Annotated in this window: 17 protein-coding genes; 4 read left to right on the top strand and 13 right to left on the bottom strand. The window is 64.7% G+C overall.

Annotated features, from left to right (window positions below; all coding sequences use genetic code 11):
• Nucleotides 1–11: 11 nt before the first annotated feature.
• The 5 genes from G0P99_RS06670 to G0P99_RS06650 are packed head-to-tail and all read right to left on the bottom strand — an operon-like array spanning nt 12 to nt 5,602.
• The gene (locus tag G0P99_RS06670) at nt 12–1,337 is read right to left on the bottom strand and encodes a S49 family peptidase (RefSeq protein WP_164129226.1); all 1,326 of its coding nucleotides are present in this window, start codon (nt 1,335–1,337) and stop codon (nt 12–14) included.
• On the bottom strand, nt 1,337–2,848 hold the full coding sequence (locus tag G0P99_RS06665; RefSeq protein ID WP_164128617.1) for a phage portal protein: 1,512 nt from the start codon (nt 2,846–2,848) through the stop codon (nt 1,337–1,339). Before G0P99_RS06665 ends, G0P99_RS06670 begins: the two co-directional genes overlap by 1 nt.
• A gap of 3 nt (nt 2,849–2,851) precedes the next feature.
• Nucleotides 2,852–3,064 carry a phage head-tail joining protein gene (locus tag G0P99_RS06660; RefSeq protein WP_164129224.1) on the bottom strand — a complete coding sequence of 71 codons (213 nt, stop codon included), beginning with the start codon at nt 3,062–3,064 and terminating at the stop codon, nt 2,852–2,854.
• Entirely contained in the window at nt 3,064–5,118 is a 2,055-nt protein-coding gene (locus G0P99_RS06655) for a phage terminase large subunit family protein (RefSeq protein ID WP_164128616.1), read from the bottom strand. The genes G0P99_RS06660 and G0P99_RS06655 overlap by 1 nt, the downstream gene beginning before the upstream one ends.
• Nucleotides 5,066–5,602 carry a hypothetical protein gene (locus G0P99_RS06650; protein WP_164128615.1) on the bottom strand — a complete coding sequence of 179 codons (537 nt, stop codon included), beginning with the start codon at nt 5,600–5,602 and terminating at the stop codon, nt 5,066–5,068. Before G0P99_RS06650 ends, G0P99_RS06655 begins: the two co-directional genes overlap by 53 nt.
• Nucleotides 5,603–5,719: 117 nt before the next feature.
• Here G0P99_RS06650 and G0P99_RS06645 point away from each other — a divergent pair, with 117 nt between their 5' ends.
• Both G0P99_RS06645 and G0P99_RS06640 read left to right on the top strand, forming a co-directional pair.
• Complete coding sequence (locus G0P99_RS06645; RefSeq protein ID WP_164128614.1) at nt 5,720–5,950, top strand: hypothetical protein; 231 nt, start codon at nt 5,720–5,722, stop codon at nt 5,948–5,950.
• Nucleotides 5,951–6,046: 96 nt separating this feature from the next.
• Nucleotides 6,047–6,613 carry a DUF3489 domain-containing protein gene (locus G0P99_RS06640; RefSeq protein ID WP_164128613.1) on the top strand — a complete coding sequence of 189 codons (567 nt, stop codon included), beginning with the start codon at nt 6,047–6,049 and terminating at the stop codon, nt 6,611–6,613.
• A gap of 55 nt (nt 6,614–6,668) precedes the next feature.
• On the opposite strand, the gene G0P99_RS06635 is transcribed toward G0P99_RS06640, so the two are convergent.
• Both G0P99_RS06635 and G0P99_RS06630 read right to left on the bottom strand, forming a co-directional pair.
• Complete coding sequence (locus tag G0P99_RS06635) at nt 6,669–7,940, bottom strand: site-specific DNA-methyltransferase (RefSeq protein ID WP_164128612.1); 1,272 nt, start codon at nt 7,938–7,940, stop codon at nt 6,669–6,671.
• A gap of 467 nt (nt 7,941–8,407) precedes the next feature.
• The gene (locus tag G0P99_RS06630) at nt 8,408–10,312 is read right to left on the bottom strand and encodes a DUF3604 domain-containing protein (protein ID WP_164128611.1); all 1,905 of its coding nucleotides are present in this window, start codon (nt 10,310–10,312) and stop codon (nt 8,408–8,410) included.
• 103 nt (nt 10,313–10,415) lie between these two features.
• Here G0P99_RS06630 and G0P99_RS06625 point away from each other — a divergent pair, with 103 nt between their 5' ends.
• Nucleotides 10,416–11,435: an AraC family transcriptional regulator gene (locus G0P99_RS06625; RefSeq protein ID WP_164128610.1), complete on the top strand. Its 1,020-nt coding sequence runs from the start codon at nt 10,416–10,418 to the stop codon at nt 11,433–11,435.
• Between the two features lie 242 nt (nt 11,436–11,677).
• Here G0P99_RS06625 and G0P99_RS06620 read toward each other — a convergent pair whose 3' ends face one another.
• The 5 genes from G0P99_RS06620 to G0P99_RS06600 are packed head-to-tail and all read right to left on the bottom strand — an operon-like array spanning nt 11,678 to nt 14,247.
• Nucleotides 11,678–12,337 (bottom strand): hypothetical protein, encoded by a 660-nt coding sequence (locus G0P99_RS06620; RefSeq protein ID WP_164128609.1) that lies wholly within the window; start codon nt 12,335–12,337, stop codon nt 11,678–11,680.
• 26 nt (nt 12,338–12,363) lie between these two features.
• Nucleotides 12,364–13,374: a helix-turn-helix domain-containing protein gene (locus G0P99_RS06615; protein ID WP_164128608.1), complete on the bottom strand. Its 1,011-nt coding sequence runs from the start codon at nt 13,372–13,374 to the stop codon at nt 12,364–12,366.
• Entirely contained in the window at nt 13,371–13,766 is a 396-nt protein-coding gene (locus tag G0P99_RS06610; protein ID WP_164128607.1) for a VRR-NUC domain-containing protein, read from the bottom strand. Before G0P99_RS06610 ends, G0P99_RS06615 begins: the two co-directional genes overlap by 4 nt.
• Nucleotides 13,763–14,002, bottom strand: a complete 240-nt coding sequence (locus G0P99_RS06605; protein WP_164128606.1) for a hypothetical protein — start codon at nt 14,000–14,002, stop codon at nt 13,763–13,765. The genes G0P99_RS06610 and G0P99_RS06605 overlap by 4 nt, the downstream gene beginning before the upstream one ends.
• On the bottom strand, nt 13,999–14,247 hold the full coding sequence (locus G0P99_RS06600) for an AlpA family transcriptional regulator (RefSeq protein WP_164128605.1): 249 nt from the start codon (nt 14,245–14,247) through the stop codon (nt 13,999–14,001). The genes G0P99_RS06605 and G0P99_RS06600 overlap by 4 nt, the downstream gene beginning before the upstream one ends.
• 626 nt (nt 14,248–14,873) lie before the next feature.
• On the opposite strand from G0P99_RS06600, the gene G0P99_RS06595 reads away from it, so the two are divergent.
• The gene (locus G0P99_RS06595; protein WP_164128604.1) at nt 14,874–15,476 is read left to right on the top strand and encodes a hypothetical protein; all 603 of its coding nucleotides are present in this window, start codon (nt 14,874–14,876) and stop codon (nt 15,474–15,476) included.
• A gap of 3 nt (nt 15,477–15,479) precedes the next feature.
• On the opposite strand, the gene G0P99_RS06590 is transcribed toward G0P99_RS06595, so the two are convergent.
• Entirely contained in the window at nt 15,480–16,751 is a 1,272-nt protein-coding gene (locus G0P99_RS06590) for a site-specific integrase (RefSeq protein WP_164128603.1), read from the bottom strand.
• Between the last annotated feature and the right edge of the window lie 191 nt (nt 16,752–16,942).

Genomic DNA, 16,942 nt, shown 5'->3' with positions numbered 1-16,942 from the left:
TGGGGAGGCGATCAGCGCGAGGCGGCGGCCGATTTCCTGGCGGCCGCGATGATGGGGCTTTCCTTTGCGCTGGCCGCTGGTGCGGCAGCCACAATGCCCGCGGTATCGCTGCGGGTGGCCAGTTCTGCGAGCACCTTTGCGCGCAGGGCTTCGGGCTTGAGGCCGCGGGCGACGGCGTCAGCGGCGTCGATCTGCACGCCGAGCCGGGCGGCCTGGGCGCAGACCTGCGCCACTTCTGCCGCCTCGGCGCGGATGGCTTCCGGCGAGAGTGCGTCTGGGCTTTCTGCCGATGGGGGCGGAACAAGACTGGCGACGTTAGGCGGCGCGGAGGTGTTGGTTGCCTCCGGCGGGTTTGCGACCGAGGCCGGGTTCGGAGCATCGGTGAGTGAAGTGATCATCAGTGGACCCTTTCTGCTGGTGGGATTGGTGCCGTGGGGCGCGGCGGCAAAGGCACGGAAGGCGGTGACGGGATCGGCGACCTCGTCCGCGAGACCGGCAAAGACCGCCGCCTCGCCGCGGAACACGCCGGCTTCGGTGCTGAGCGCGCTTGCCGCGTCGAGGCGATTGCCACGGCCTTCGGCGACGGTTTCGGCAAAGAGCTGACGGAGTTCCTCGAGTTCGCCGGCAATCCGGGCGCGGACGGTCTCGGGCAGGGGCTGGTAGGGATTGGCATCGACCTTGCGGGCGCCGGCATTGATCAGGGTGACGGCGATGCCCTTCTGATCGAGCGCTCCGCTCATGTCGCTGTGCATGGCCACCACGCCGATGCTGCCGATCGCGCCGGTGCGGGACAGTATGATCCGGTCAGCCTGTGAGGCGAGTACATACCCTGCAGAGAGCGCGTGATCGGCGACAAAAGCCTGCACGGGTTTGACCTGCCGCGCCGCGCGAATGCGATCAGCGAGATCAAAGGCGCCGGCGACCTCACCGCCAAAACTATCGATGTCGAGGGCGATGCCGCGGATGGCGGGATCTTCAAGCGCTGCTTGAAGCTGGGCTGCGATCCCCTCATAAGACGTCAGTCCCGAGGATTGGCCGATCCAGGCACCGCGATGGACGAGGGTTCCGGTGATCCCGATCACTGCGATTCCCTCGACCACCGCATAAGGTGGACCGCCGGTGCTGGCCCCGTGGCGGGCGAGACCCTCGCCGAAGAGTGAAGCGCGGGCGGGCAGGGTGACGTCTGCCGGATCCACTGGTGGCAATTCCAGCCCTTCGACGCTGATCTCGCGACCTGTGATACGGGGACCGAGACCGGCAAGGAAGGCCAGCGCCTTGGTGGGATCGACCATCAGCGGCGTGTTGAAGACACGCTGGGCGATCTGGATGTGGTGCATCATCGATCTTCCCCCGGACGCGGTTCCCGGTCCTCGCCGTCATCTTCGTCTTCGTTCCGGTCCTGCTCGTCAGCGTCGGTTCCGGAGTTCTGATCCGCGTCGCCGGTCTTGTCGGCGGCCTGGGCGGGCGATCCCGGTCTCCGGAAATCCAGACCGAGCTCCGCCTCGCGCTGGCGCTCAGCTGCAATTTCCCGGTCAACCTGTTCGGCGTCATAGCCGCGCTCGGCGATCGCTTGCGTCCGGGACTTGAGACCGGCTTCAATCTGCAGGATTTCCGCGGCGGCATCCTTGGCCGGATCGATCCAGTCCCATTTCGTGGGCAGCCAGTCGCAGGCGAGGAAGTCCCGGCGATCGGCGGCATAACCCGGCAGGTCGATGGCCCCCGCCAGCACAGCCATGTCCATCCAGCGCGTCCAGACTGCCCGGCAAAGCTGGTAGACCATCACCGAATGCTGGAAGGCCGAGATGCGGCGGCGAAAGTCGACCAGCGCAATCCTTGTGTTCGAGAAATTGCCCTTTGCCGTGTCACCGGTGAGATAGCCATAGGGCACGCCCAGCGCCGCAGCGATCTGCAGAAGTGTCCGGTACTGGAAGGGCTCATAGGTGGAACCGGAATCCGGGGTGGCCGGCGTAGAGACATCTTCGCCGGGATCGAGCCGGACCACCTGACCGGGCTCGACCTCCAGATCCTCCTCTGCCGGTTCCAGCGCGGTTTCCGGGGCGGGCGAGGTGATGAACATTGCAAACATTGCCGCGGTCTTCTTCCGCTCGAGTTCCGCGTCGTCATAGAGATCGAGGGTAAAGAGCTTCACGATCGCTGCTGCAAAGCGGGACACGCCACGCAGTTGTCCGGCCTCGACGGGGTCGAGGATGTGGATCACCTCCGACGCCGGCACACGTACCGTCTCGCCCACCAGCCCCGGGTCGGTCAGATCGCCGGGATGACGGCGCAGGAAGTGATAAGCGACACGGCGCCCGATCCCGTCGAACTCGATACCCTGACGGATGGAGCCGGTCCCGGGCATCGGGCGGGTCAGGTCGAGGGGCAACATCTCCGAGGGCAGTATCTGCAGCTGCATCGGCACGGTGAGCCCATCTTCCGCCCGCCGGCTGCGGATCCGCAGGAAAACCTCGCCCGCCAGAAACACCTCGCGCGCCGCCCGGCGCTGGAGCCCGAAGAAGTCGGTCAGCCCCTCGGCATCGGCCTCGTCAGTCCATGCGAGCCACAGCTTCTGCAATTCTTCTTTCTGTGTCGCATCACTAATCTTGGACGAGGGCTTGATCCCGTCTCCCACCACATGGTTGGCAAAGGCATCCACGGCATTGGCGGCATAGCCATTGTTCCTGACCAGCCAGCGGGCGCGGGCGGTGATGGTCTCGCCCGAGGCAGCGATCAGCGTGTTCACATGCGCGCGGCTCGCCCGAAAGCCCCGCATGCGGCGATGGGATTGCGCCGCATCAAACCCGCCGATGATGGCGCCAAGCCGCTGGCGGAAGGCGTCGAAGGCCATGGCTCAGAGCCCCTTTGTCGCCACCGTGCCCCAGCGCCGGCGGCGGGGTGTGGCAGAGGCGGTGGCGATCCGTCCCTCGAGATCGCGAATGGCGGAGGCCAGTTCTGCGTCCGAGCCATAGGTCACGGTCTTGCCGTCATAGCTGACGCTGCGCAGCCCGGCGTAGCGGGCTTCCTCCAGGGCAGCCAGAAGGGCCACCATCCGGTCGAGTTCCATCAATCCCTCATGAAGTTTGGTGTATAGACCCGCCGTTTCCGGCGCGGGGTCACCAGGGTTCCGGCGCGGGGCTGGCCCGGGTCTGTCGGTGTTGCGTCCGTCGGCACGGCGACGGGCAGGTGGGTTTCCACACCGGCCTGCGCCTCAAGTCGCCGCCAGGTGGCCTCGTCCCAGCGATCGGCGCCGAGAATCCAGGCCGCGGCGCGGGCGTAGACGCGGCAGTCCAGCGCCTCGTTGCGCTCGCGCATTTTCTGCCATTCCTGCCGGGCATAGCCGCGCTTGTTGCGGATGGTCACGAGCTGCTCGGCGACAAGCTGCTTCAGCCATTCGGTGTCAGCCCAGCCAGGCAGGTGAATCGTGCCCGCAGGATCCACGACGCCCAGCGCCCTGTCTTCGTCGCTCGGCCGCTCGATCCGCAAAAAGCGGTAGGTCTCGGTCTTGAACGTTGCCGTCGCCACCGACCAGAGCCGGGCACCGCGGCGCAGACGGCGGCCGCCCACCGTGGCATCGACGAAGGTCGGGCCCGAGACCGGGGCCGAACGATTGAACCCTTCGAGGCCCTTCAGAGGTGCCACCTGGTCAAAGCCCGCCTTGCGCGACCAGGCATAGACAGCCGCGGCCTCGTAGCCGGTGTCGAGGCCAAGCCGCGCCACCGTCATGTAAGCGCCACCGGCATGTTGCCAGCTGCGCCCCAGCAGGGCTGAAAGCGCGTCCCAGCATTCCGGGTCGTCCGGGCCGCCGGGGATGACAATGTGATCGATGAGCCAGCTTTCCAGCCCCCGGCCCCAGGCCCAGACATCGACCTCGATCCGGTCTTTCTGTACATCGGCCCCGGCGGTGAGGAAGAGTCCGCGCGCCGGTACCGTGCCGGCTTTCCAGGCCTCCCGGCGATCCGCCAGTCGCTGCCATTCCGGCGCATCACCGCTCTCGACCCAGGTCTCGCCAAGAAGCGTGTTACGCGCGGCGCGCAGCATGTCCTCGGAGCCTTGCGCCGCCAGCCAGTCCCGCGCGATGTCGGCCCAGCTTTTCCAGCCCAACGGGGAATAGAGTGCAGAGAGGTGAAAGCCGATCGCGTTGGGATCACTCCCAACCGCCGTGGCCCGCCATTCACCCCGCGCGAGCATCTCCGTCTTGTGGTGTTCGGCGATGGGACGCTCGCAGCCCGCGCAGGTATAGATCGCCGTTTCCGGCCGGCCCTTCGCCCAGCGCAACCGCTCGAACTGCAGCCATTGCATCGCCCCACAATGCGGGCAGGGCACGAAGTAGCGCCGCTGGTCGCTGGCTTCGAACTCGCGCTCGATACGGGAAAACCCCCGGATCGTGGGCGTCGAGACCATGAACACCTTGCGCCGATGCGCAAAGGTGGTGGTGCGGGCTTCGGCCAGGGTGACCGGATCGCCCTCCTCGTCGGCCGAGGCGGGATAGGCATCCACCTCATCGAGGAAGACATAGCGCGCGGGCATGGAGCGCAGGCCTGTCGCACTGTTCGCGCCGGTCAGCACCAGGATGCCACCCGGAAACTCCTTCGACAGCATCGAATTGCCGGCATCGCGCGACCGGGCCGGGTTGACCCGTTCGCGCAGCGCCGGGCTGTCGGCGATGAGCGGGTCGATCCGGCCGCGAGAGGAGCGCTTGGCCATCTCGACGGTTGGCAGCACCGCCAGCATCGGGCCGGGTGCGTGATGGATGACAAAGCCGATCCAGTTGTTGCCGGCCTCAGTCGCCCCGACCTGTGCCGCCTTCATGAAGCTGATGCGCTGCGCCGGATGGCCCGGGCTCAGCGCATCCATGATGGCCCGCAGATAGGGCGTGCGCGCCGTTCGGTACCGCCCCGGCTCGGCCGAGGCCCGGGAGCTGAGCCAGCGGTGCTGATCTGCCCATTCCGACACCGTCAGGTTCGGGTCGGGCCGCAAACCCCTGGCCCAGCTGTGCAGGATGTCCGCCGCCCCATCGAAGGTGAGGTCGAGACCTTTGGTCAGGTCGTTGTCGGTCAGAACACCATCATCCGAGGGAGACCCGGAGATCGGCGAGGGCGTCGAGCTGGTCTCGGACATGGGCTTCCCGCACCCTCTGCAGGATCGCGGTTTCGATCGTGACCGATGCCCCCGTCTGTCGTTCCACCTCCGCCGAGATCTGCGCCGCCATCAGGGCCGCCACCCGTCCGGGCCAGGTGACCCAGACATCCCGCTCTTGCCGCGCAAGGCGAAACACCAGCGTCTCCGCCCGCGCCCGATCGACCAGCGTGCCTTTCTTCTTCTGGATCGCAAGCTGGCGTTCCTGCGCCTGGTAGACCGTCAGCGCCGTGCGTGCCTTCAGATAAGACGAGGTCTCACCCGGACCGCTGATCAATCCGTCCCCGCTCAGGGATCGGCGCTGCTGGTCGGGATCGGTCATTTCTGCACGCCGCGCATCCGAGCCATCCGCATCGATCGAGCCATCGTCGAAGAGTACCAGCCGCCCGTTCCGGCGGGCCTTCTGCACGCCGCCACGCGACAGGCCGGAATGGGCGGCATAGTCCCGCTCGCTCATTCCTTGCATGGCCGGAATACTCCGCTCAAACCGATGATATCATTTGGATTTGAGTTGATAGATCGGCGGGACAGAGCGACGCTGATCGCAAGAAAGCGATGCAACTCACCCAAGGATGACCCTGCCATGATCCCCCGCCGCAAGACCCGGAACAACGACGAGGCCCTGAGCGCCTTCATTGCCGCCAAGGCTGAGATCGATACCATGCTGGAGCGGCTGACAGCCCTCAGCGCCGACCACTTCGAGTTCGATCCGGACGCCATCAACTGGGGTGCCGTCGGATCGATCAACTCTGTCGCCGCCGATCTGCGCAAGATCACCGACTTCCTTTTTGGCGAGGGCGAACACGCCGCCTGAGGCGCCTGCGGCCGCGCGAAACCCACCCCGCCATCTGGCGGGGCTTGCCTCCGTAGAAGGTGCGCGAGGCCGCGTGCCGGAACCCCGGAGGTCCCAATGTCAAATCCCACCGATACCCAATCCATCATTCTGTCCCGTGCCGCAGCCCGGCCGGGGAACCTGGCCCTTCCGCTGCCCGACAGGCTGCATGGCGCCGCCGCCAAGTCGGTCGTCGGAAAGATGATGTCCCGTGGTTGGCTCGAGGAGGTCGACGCCAACCTGCGCCGGGGCGAGCCCCTGTGGCGCGAAACTGGCGATGGGCAAGGTACGACGCTCATTGCCACCGAGGCCGGGCTCGCAGCCATCGGGATCGATCCGGTGGCGGCGGGTGCGGTCGCCCGGGCGCGGAAGGCGAAGGTGGAGCAGGGCGCGACGTTCGAGGTTCCGCCGACCTCTGGGCGCACCGGCACGAAGCAAGCTCAGGTTATTGCGTTGTTGCAGAGGGCTGAGGGCGCGACGGTAGCGGAGATTGTCGAGGTGACTTCTTGGCGGGCACACACGGTGCGGGGGATGATCTCGGGCGCGCTCAAGAAGAAACTGGGCCTGCCCATCACCGCTGAGAAGGTCGAGGGCCGGGGGACCGTGTACCGGATTGACCTCGTGGCCATACCATCCACAAACTGACTTATCGGTATCGTTTTGGCGGCTCCGAAACTCGATCCCCCGGAATGGCGGAAAGTCAGCTTACCGGAGAGCGGGCTCTGCTGTTCTTGAGGGCTGAAAAACTCTCGTCGGTTTCCGCCAGCACTGCCTCTTCCCCGGTGAACAATTGCCAGCGTTCGATGGCAACATCGACATAGGCCGGGTTCAGTTCCACGCCGAAGCAGACTCGACCGGTGGTCTCGGCCGCGATCAGCGTGGTGCCAGATCCCATGAACGGCTCATAGACCGCCTGGCCGGGGCTCGAGTTGTTCAGGATCGGCCGCCGCATGCATTCCACCGGCTTCTGGGTGCCGTGCACCGTATCGGCGTCCTGATCCCGGTTGGCGATCTGCCAGAGGGTGGTCTGTTTGCGATCGCCAGCCCAGTGGCCCTTGCCCTTGGCACGCACTGCATACCAACAGGGTTCGTGCTGCCAGTGATAATCTCCACGGCTCAGTACCAGACGATCCTTTGCCCAGATGATCTGTGACCGGATGGCAAAACCCGCGGCTTGCAGGCTCTCGGCCACCGTCGTGGCATGCAACGCTCCGTGCCAGACATAGGCGACATCGCCGGGAAACAGCGCCCATGCCTCGCGCCAGTCGGCTCGGTCGTCGTTCAGCACCTTTCCCGTTCGCTTGGTCTTTGCCGCGCCGGCTTGATTGCGCCAGGACGGGTCATATTCCACACCATAGGGTGGGTCGGTGACCATCAGAAGCGGTCGTACATCGCCCAGCAGTCGCCCGACCACATCGGCGCTCGTGCTGTCGCCACAGATCAGACGATGCGGTCCGAGCTGCCAGAGATCGCCCAGCGCCGACACCGGAGTGACCGGCAAATCGGGTACATCGTTCTCACCCTCGACCGGGCCATCGCCGCCCAGCGCCTCGGGGTCGCGCAGCAGGGCATCCAGTTCTTCGTCACAGATGCCGAGAACATCGAGGTCGAAATCCTCGGCCAGCAGTCCCGCGATTTCGTCGCGCAACAGGACCTCGTCCCAATCGCCGAGTTCCGTCAGCTTGTTGTCGGCGATCCGGTAGGCCCGGCGCTCGGCATCATCGAGGTGGCCGAGCCGGATCACGGGCACCTCGGTCAGCCCCAGCGCCGTGGCGGCCAGCACCCGACCGTGGCCGGCGATCAGTTCGCCATCCTCGGCCACCATGCAGGGCACCGTCCAGCCGAACCTGGCCATGCTGGCGGCGATCTTCGCCACCTGGTCCTCGCTGTGCATCTTGGCATTGCGGGCATAGGGGCGCAGTCGATCGATCGGCCAGGTTTCGATCTGGCTCGGCGCGAAGACGAGGTCCATGGGGCAGGTCTCGGATGTGGGAAAAACGAAAGCGCCCGAGAGGGGTTTCCTCCGGGCGCTATTCTTCGATGATCGATGGGTAGGTCAAGGGGGGCAGCTTTGTCAATCTGAAAAGTGACGTGGATTCAAAGCCTTCCAAGAAGGGTGGCTTCCGGCCGGGGAGGATTCCCCGAAGGTGGATTCCCTGGATTCCGGCCGGGAATCCACCCTGCCAGTTCATGATTTTGTAAGCCTTTGATTTGGAGTCGAATTTCCGGCCGGCACCTGCAGGGTGGCTTCCAGGTGGATTCCCCGGTGAGGAATCCAGTCGCTAGCAAACCTCTGCGCTGAGCCCCCCCGCATAGGTTTGGAGCCGGGGAGGAACCAGAGGAGGGGGGGCGGCGTTTGTTGCACAGCAGACTTTCGTGCATTTTGCAGCCAACAGCTGGAACGCGCCCTGAGCGGACCTCAGCACCGGTGATGAAGTCCTACCCCGGCGCGTACCAGACGGGTGAAGTGTAGGCTCGGTCCTGCTGGACCATCACGGCGTCCTCGAGAAGGTTGAGCGGGCCGTAGAACGCCTCGTCGTGGGCGAGCCACGATGGCGTCGGGATTTCGAGCACGCGGACGTAGTAGTAGGCGCGTTGTGACGGGTCGAATTCCGGGTCGACCCAGTAGCCGCCGAGTGCCGCCGCGCCGATCGTGTTGGTGAAGTCGGCGCCGTCGACCGTGCTTCCCACCGGAGGAAGTTTACCCTCGGCGTCCGGTTCGCGGTCGCCGGACCACGCAACGTCGAAGACCTTTGTCTGCGGCTCTCCGGCATCGCCGAGCCAGCCCTTCACGATCTGGACGCGGTCGAGGTTGGCGCCGTCCGGATCGCGCAGGGCGCGAACCATAAAGGTGGGCGCGGCCCCCACAGGCCCCGCGAAAAGGTCCGCCCCCATCGGCACGCCGCGGGCATAGCCCGTCGCCGCGAAGTCGGGGCGATGCACTTCGTGTTCCTGGAAGTCCCATCCGGCAAAAACACGCACGGTCATACGCGAACCGGTGGTGGCATAGACCTCCTTCCGCTTGAAGGCATCCCAGATCGCCTCGCGCGTGTTCTCTCGCGCCCAGACGGCAGCGAGACCGGAGGCCAGCGCCTCATAGTGCCTGACCGCAATTGCTTCGCCAAGGATAACTGGCTGGACGATGAAGTCCTCGTAGCGGGCCGCGCCGGTGCCCGGCTCCACGATACTCGCCTTGCCGAAGAAATTGTCCTCGCGCGTCGTGGCGAGAGAGGTGTGGCTGTCGGTCGCCCCGATCATGCCGAACTTGAACGGGTTGGCACCGATCTCTTCCTCGTATTTCAAGCCGCGCGCCAGAGCCTGACGGGCGTATTCCCGGGGCAGCATCTCCGGCGTCTTCAGCTCGGTGCCGAAGTTGCCGCGGTCCCAGGTGTAGTAGTCGGAGAACTCGTCGTTGGGGCTAAGCATCGGGTGGGTCTCGCCGTCGCCTTTCATCTGTGTGACTTCGTAGACCGGCTCCCATCGCGCCCGCCGCTCGGCATACGCAATATCGAGCGGTTCACCGTTCATCCGCACGTCATCGAACATCAGGCCGTTCGACAGGTTGCCGTTGTGGGCGAAGGCCATGACCTGTCCGCCCGTGTTCTCCTCGTAGGCCTCGAGCCAGTCCCAGAGATCCTCGGGATCCGTGCTGTCATAGGTGGAGAAGGGGACGAGGTCCTCGACCTTATCGGCATCGTCGCGGAACATCACCACCCGGTGGAGGTTGTTCGCGTCCGGTCCCGAAGACCACTCAAACCCGTGCAACGCGGTGAAGACGCCGGGTTCGTTGAACCGCTCGGCGCTGTCGACGATCCGGTTCCACATCGTGCGCTGCAGGTTGTCGTCCTGGATCATGTCGGCCGCTTCGTTGAGCGCGGCCCCCCATTCGACATAGGCCGCGATCGGATCGCCGCCCTTGACCATGTCATGCAGCTTGCGTCCCCAGTCGTTCGCCAGCAGACCAGTGTTCGACTCCGCGATCATCGGCGCGAGGCCGAGGTTCTCGGCATGATCTGCGACCACTAGGAAGTCGAGTGGCCGGACGAGTTGTGCCCATGTACCCATTGAAGCGCGCACCTTCTCGCCGCGCGCGAAGCGAAAGGCATCGTCAGGCCCCAGCACGTTCCCGATCATGCCGGCATCGGTCGAATAGGACGTATGCAGGTGCGTATCGCCAAAGAATACCCGATTGGGGTAGGACTGGTCGAGATAGGGCGAATAGTGGCGCGCCCCAAGTTCGACGTCGTCTTCCTGGATAGCCACGTCGCCGACGTAGGTCTGAGCCGTCAGTGCGACCGGCCAGAGCAGAAAGATCCAGGCACCTGCATAGGTGGATTGCTTCATCGATCGGCTTCCCTTGTGTAGGATTCTGAATGTCCTGTTCGCGGATCCGAAACTATCATAGTTCCGACTTGTCCCGGGCAATCATTTTACGACAGAATGCGCCATGAACATTCCGATGGTGAACGTCGTCGAGTTCTCGCAGATGGTGTCGATCCTCGACCGGGCCGCGTCGCCTGCCGTGGTGAACCGCGCGCTTGCGGCAGCTGACCTAGACAGAAGGGCTATCGAACAGAGAACCGGATATCTTCCGTATCGGCTGGAAGCCGTGGTCCTCGAGCACGTGGCACGGGCGATGGGAGATGATCACCTTGGGGCACGTCTTAGCGGCCAATTCGACTATGCCGCCTACACGGCCTATGCCCGGTACGTCCTGGGGGCACGCAACCTTGGCGACGGTCTAAGGCGAGGACGGCGAGCCTTTCCGCTGATCAGCCCCGGTTCGGCGCTCGTCCTGCAGAAGGCCGGAGAGCACCTGCTCATCGGTCGTCAGACCGGACTTCACGCGGTTATCGGCCGAAGGCACCTCGAAGATGCGGCGCTGTTCATAATCATACATGTCGTCCGGCACTTTCTTGGCGGCGGGTGGCGGCCGTCGTGGATCGAGATTCCCGGGCGGGAGGCCGACCGTCGGGCGTTCCTCGAGAATGCGATCGGCACTCCGGTGCAAATGGGGCGCGCGATGCCTGCCGTCGCGGTCGGTGTGCGCAGCCTCTCTGCGCCAAACCCGACGCCGCTCAAAGCGAAAAACGCGCTGGTCTTCCGAGAGTTGCCGGTGCTGATGGGCGTCTCCCCCCCGCGCACGTTTGAAGATGTCGTTCGCGAAATGCTATTTGCCCAGCTTGTGTCGCGAGACCTCTCCGAGGACGTGATCGCAAATCGGCTAGCCATGGGCACTCGGACCCTGCAGCGCCTCCTGAAAGACGAAGGCACGACGTTTCGGGAGGTCAAGGCGAGGTTCGTTGAAGACCGCGCCAGCGCGCTCCTGGCAGGAACCGATCTGACGATCGAAGCGATCTCCCGGCATCTCGGCTATATCGAGCCGAACAGTTTTCGCCGTGCGTTCAAGGGCCGGTTCGGCCTCTCACCGTCTGAATTCCGCGCCTCGGGGCGAGGCCGAGTATGACGCTCGCCATAGTGAGCGCCTGCACGCATGAAGAGTTAAGAATCAGAATGCAGCGCACCGACCCCGGGCTGTTTAGGGCATAAACCGCATCCTGGTTCAACGATGTCCGCTGTTTGGAGGTTGCGGCTTTTCTGAGGGACCATCTCGGCGATCTGGAAAACTCGGACAAAGGTCCGAAGAGTCAGTCCCGCTGGCGCTGGTGCCGGGCGCGAAGAACAGCTGCGTGCTGGTATTTCCACTCGTCACCTGTGGTTCCACGGCCTTACCTTCGGCATCGCCTCTGTCACCTCGACCGTGCGAAGCATACCCCCGTCGATCAGCCCATCCCGGATCCAGCCCAGCGCCTGCCACCAGTCCGCGTAGGCACGCCGCGCCGCCTCGATCTGCTGCGGATGCGGAACGTATGTGACCGGGCAAGCCAGCACATCCACCGTGCGCCACTTGCCGCGGGACAGAACGCGCTCGGTCCCGACGACGACCGTTGTTGCCCGCTCCCCATGCTGATTGCGCTTCACCTCCACCGGGACGCAGCGCGGGACAGCACCGGGCATCCAGTCGGGGGTGAGTCCAGCCCGCGCCAACTCTGCCACGCGGATCGCCATGCGCTTGCCACCGAGCTTGTCCGGCATCCCGGCCACTGTTGCGGCGATTACCTCGGCATCCTCGTGGATGTAGGTGCCGATCTTGTGTCGACCGCCGTCGATCTTGCAGCCTAGCGCCGCGCGGTGCAGCAGGACATATTCGAGGCCGAAGCCAAATCCCCCTTCGTTTGCGTCCTGTAGCACTGGCAGCTCGAGCTGCGCCTTCTCGACCCGAAAGGCCCATTCCAGCGCCGCCTGCACGCCCAGCGCCCGTTTCACCCTCGTGCCGCCCGTGCGGTTGATCCGTCCCTGGTAACTCATGGTTTTGGTCCCTCGAGTTTGGTCATTCACAGAACCCCGCGTTCCCGCATCCGGTCCGCGGTCACGAGCCCGCGGGCCAGTATCGCGTTGCGCATGGTGTTGCTGATGACGCAGGTTGGCAGATGGCTGTCGGAGTTCACCCAGGCGGCATAGAAGGCCGGCACGTCGGCGCTGGGCGTTGCCGCTGGTTTCGACATTCCAGGTTTTCCTCGTCTGCGTTTCCTGCTGGCGTTGTCCGCCTTGCGCTGGGCGGCGCGCTGCATGGCGCGGTCGAGCGCCTTCGGCCCATCTGGTGGTTCGGGGTGGTCCTGGCGGGTGGCCTGGGCAGTGGCGACGATCTCGGCCTCGGTGAGGCCCAACGCGTCGCGCCAGCGCTGAACGTGTTGCCGGGGCGGCCAGCCCTGCCACCAGCCGGGCAGGGCGGCAGGGTCGAGGCCCAGCGCCTGGAGCAGCTCCCAAAAAAACCGATCAGAGATTTCCGCGCGCGCTTGCGCGCCCTCCTCCTCCTTTACTGGTTTACTTAGTGGTTCTCTTACAAGGTTAGTGTCCGGAATTCGGACACGGCTTTCGCGATTTTCCGGACACGGCTTTGTCGGAAAACCGGACACGGCTTTTACCTCAATCCCATGTCCGAAATCCGGGCACGGCAGGCTGGCGATGACCTCATCGAAGGGCAGGCAATCCCTCTCATCAGGGGTATCGAAAAAAGACTCTCCGCCGTGTCCGGTTTTCGGACGCGGGGTCCCATCCGACGGCGTGAAGCCCGGCTCAAACCCCAAGATGTAGCGGGTGGGCAACTGGCGCTTTGTTGCCGGATCGATCCGCGGCACGCGACGCAACAGCCCTGCGGCCTCGAGCCGATCGAGATGATCGTTCAGCGTGGAGCGACTGATCTCGCAATCCTGTGCCAGCCGGGCCTGCGATGGAAAACATCCGTAGTCCGGGTTGAACCGGTCGCAGAGATGCCAGAGCACGATCTTGGTGGTGGGTTTCAACCCGCGCTGCCGGATTGCCCAGTTCGTCGCCTCGTGGCTCATGGCGCGGTCCTTCCTACAGGTACTGCGATGCGGGTGGTGAATCCTTGATCAGCCAGCGCGCCCAGCGCGTCATCCAGACTGCGGACCAGCGCCCAGCCAAAACCCTGTGCTAGCACCGCATCCCGAAACGCCACCTGTGTCAGGCTGAGCCTGCCCTTGACCGACTTCAGTTCCAGGAACAGCACGCGACCCTCGCAGAGCACCATCAGGTCCGCAAAGCCGGCATGAACGCCCATGCCGACCAGGATCGCCTGCCGCCTGGCGCCACGGGGACCGGCCTCGGTCACCTCGCTGGCGCAGTGATGGATGATTGCAGATCGGGGCAGGACGAAGCGTAGCGCCTGTACCACGGCCCGCTGCAGATCAGCTTCGGGTGTGCCACGGCGCTTCATGAGCGCACCCTCCCGCCATCTTCGCGCTGGGCGCGCTGAACGGGTCGCCGGGCGTCGATAACTACGCGGAGACGCTGTGCGGCCGCACGCTCGTCCGCTGTCTCGCCATGCCGGATCAGCACGTCACAGGCGATCCGGATCAGGGGATCGGAATGATGGGCGACATCGGCAAGGACGGCGCGGGCCTCGGCAAGGCGCTCGGCCGGCCAGGCGGAGCTGTGGGGCTGGGCTGTCATGCCCGCCCCCGTGATTTGCGGACCGGATGCGCCTGTTCCTGTGCCCGGATCCAGTCCTGCACGGCGGCCCGGCGATAGAATACCTTTCTGCCTATGCGGGTGCAGGGCGGCCCCTTGCGACGTGCCTCCCACCGGGAAAGCGTATCCGTGGTGAGGCTGAGCGCGCGGGCCAGCTGCTCGCGACTGATCCAGTCGGCCAGAAGGTCGGGGATATCCTCTGGGGTATCCGGAAGGGGGTCGTTCATGATCTGCTCCGTTCAACATCCGCCCCGATACTCGGGGCGCGGGGTCAGCGAAGCAGAGCCTTGGGGGCGGAAGACAGGCGGAAGGTGGAATTGAAGTCCGCCCCCCAATTCCGCCCCATGTTTCATTGGGGTTTCGTGGTGTGGGGCAGTGCGAACGGGAGAGGTCACGACCATTTTGAAGCGCAGGCTTGAGCCGTTTCAAGGTAGCGACGACCACGCGAATGGCGCCGCCTCATCAAAGTTGGGCCGATTGGCCGGTATTCAGACGGATTGGCGGGATTTACAGGGACCGGAATTGCCGGAAAGGGTTATTCCGGTCGTGTTCCGCCGACATTCGGCGGCGTAGCGCTGGGTTGGAGTTGACCGCGCGGCATGTCACCACCTGCAGTCTTGAGACGCATCCTGAAGTTGCGTAGCGTCCCGGCGAGCAGTCGAACAGAATCAAAAACACGAACCATGCCAGCAGCTTGCACTCCCCTTGGGGCAGCTCTGGTTTGGCGCCGGATATTCTCGAACACCAGCTCCGCACCCCAAATCCGCCCGCGTGCCTGGCACAGCGGGTTTTTGTAACCTGCATGCCGGCGGCTCGGGCCGCGGGATGCCGCATGCCCAAATGGAGTTTCCGCATGCCCCTGCCGCCCATTGCCTTCTATTCCATTTACGAGATCGCTGTTCGCTGGGGGTGCCATCCGGCCGATGTTGCAGGCTGGGCCGCGGCGGGACATTTGCAGGTTCTGGCGGGCATCCCTCCGGTCAGCTGCGGCGAGGAGACAATCGCCGGGCTGGTTGCAGTGCCGATGGCGGAACTGATGCCGATGTTTCGCCGGTATGGACCGAGCGAGGATCAGGCACGCCTGAGGCGGATTTTGCCACCGGGAAGCTCGATTTGGATGCAGATAACAGATCCGTCTGAGGGATTACCGATCCGGTCGTCGGACCTGCTTTTGGCCGCAGGGTCGTTGCAGCACTTCGAAGAAGAACGGGACCTTTTACGCCGCCCGGCCGTGAGCACCGGAGCCAGCCCGCGCTATGAATGGGATGCGATGTATGCCTGGCTGACCTGGTTTCTCTACGAGAAGGGGATTCCCGATACAAAGACCGCTCTGGTCGTTCTGGTGCAGGACTGGTTCGTGCAGAACTCGAAGTCCGGCGAGGTGCCGGATGAAAGCACCATTCGCAAGCGCCTGACCTCGCTCTGGTACCGGTTGCGGGGCGAGGAGCCAGCGTGATAGTCAGGCCGATTTCGGGAGATCGGCCTCGCCCAGCGCGGCGTCATGTATGAGGCGCGGCCGCGGGCGCAGGAGGCTGGCCACCGTGTCAACACCAGCGCGCAATGGGGAATCCATCAGATGCGCATAGCGCTGGGTGGTTTGCATCTGGCTGTGACCCAGCAGCTTGCCGATCATTTCCAGGGAAGACCCACCGCTGACCAGCAGCGAAGCGAAGGTATGGCGCAGGTCGTGGATGCGGACGTCGGCCAGCCCGGCATCTTTCTGGACCCTCGCCCAGAACCGACGGATTTCCCGCACCGGCTGGCCGACAGTGTCGCCGGGGAAGAGCCAGGGATTGCCACGCGGCACGACAAGCTGGCGCTGGCGCACGATGGCCACCACTTCCTGCGAGACCGGCACGCGATGGATCTTGCGCTGTTTCGTCGTCGAGGCCGGTTTCGACCAGATCGCATAGTCGAGGTTGAACTGTTCGAACCGCGCTGTCCGGACCTCACCGACCCGGGCGCCGGTCAGCATGCAGATGCGGATGATCGCGGCTGCGCGCTGATCCTCGGCGTTGTCGAGCACGGTTGCCAGACGGATCAGTTCCTCGGGGGAGAGGAAGCGTTCACGAGCATGCTCGATACGCCGATGAAAACCTTGTGCCGGATTATCCAGCCGCCACTCCCATTCCATCGCCAGCGTAAACATCTTGCGCAGCACTTCGCCCATGCGGTTGGCGCGGATCGGGGTGGGTTTGTGGCCCTGCAGCTTGCGCGCCCGGTTGTTGGGTTTCTGCTTGCAGGGGCGGGGACGGCCCTCTGCCACGATATCGAGGAACCGCGCGACCTCGGACTTGGTAATCTCCGTCACGAGCTTGGTGCCCCAGGCAGGTTCGACCATCTTCTTCAGCATCGAGATCTGATCGCCCGCGTTGGTCTTGGACAGCTTCGGCAGATGTTCGGCGATGTAGCGATCGATCATGTCCGTGACGCGCGGGGCGCCGCGGATTTCCTCCCGCGATGCCAGTGGATCCTGCCCCTCGTCGATGGCACGACGCAACTCCTTGGCGCGTTCGCGGGCGGCCGTCACGCTCCATTCGGGCCAGCGGCCGATTGTCATCCGCCGCTGCCGTCCGGCATGGCGATAGTCGATGGTGAAGGTCCGCGCGCCTGAGGCCTGGACCCGGGCGGCAAAGCCGATCACCTCGGTGTCGAAGATCTGATAGCTTGCGCCCGGCCTCGGCTCGGCCTCGCGCAGGGTTTTCTCATTCAGTTTCAGCCTCTTGACCATGCAACTCACCTCCTTGTTACCCGACACAGGCGTAGACCCGCGCCACGATCAAGTCGGATCACAAGGCAGGGACCGGAATACAGGCGGAAGGTGGAACTGGGGCGGGGAGAGGCGTTCCGGTCAATCGGATCAAGGGGCTGGAAGACGGCGCCGAGCGCGTCCTATGATCGTGAAACGGGATCGATGATCTC

The organism is Ruegeria sp. PrR005 (genome assembly GCF_010500245.1).
GTDB lineage: Bacteria > Pseudomonadota > Alphaproteobacteria > Rhodobacterales > Rhodobacteraceae > Ruegeria_B > Ruegeria_B marisflavi.
Note: the sequence above shows the minus strand (reverse complement) of the source record. Positions and strands in the feature narration are given on the sequence as shown.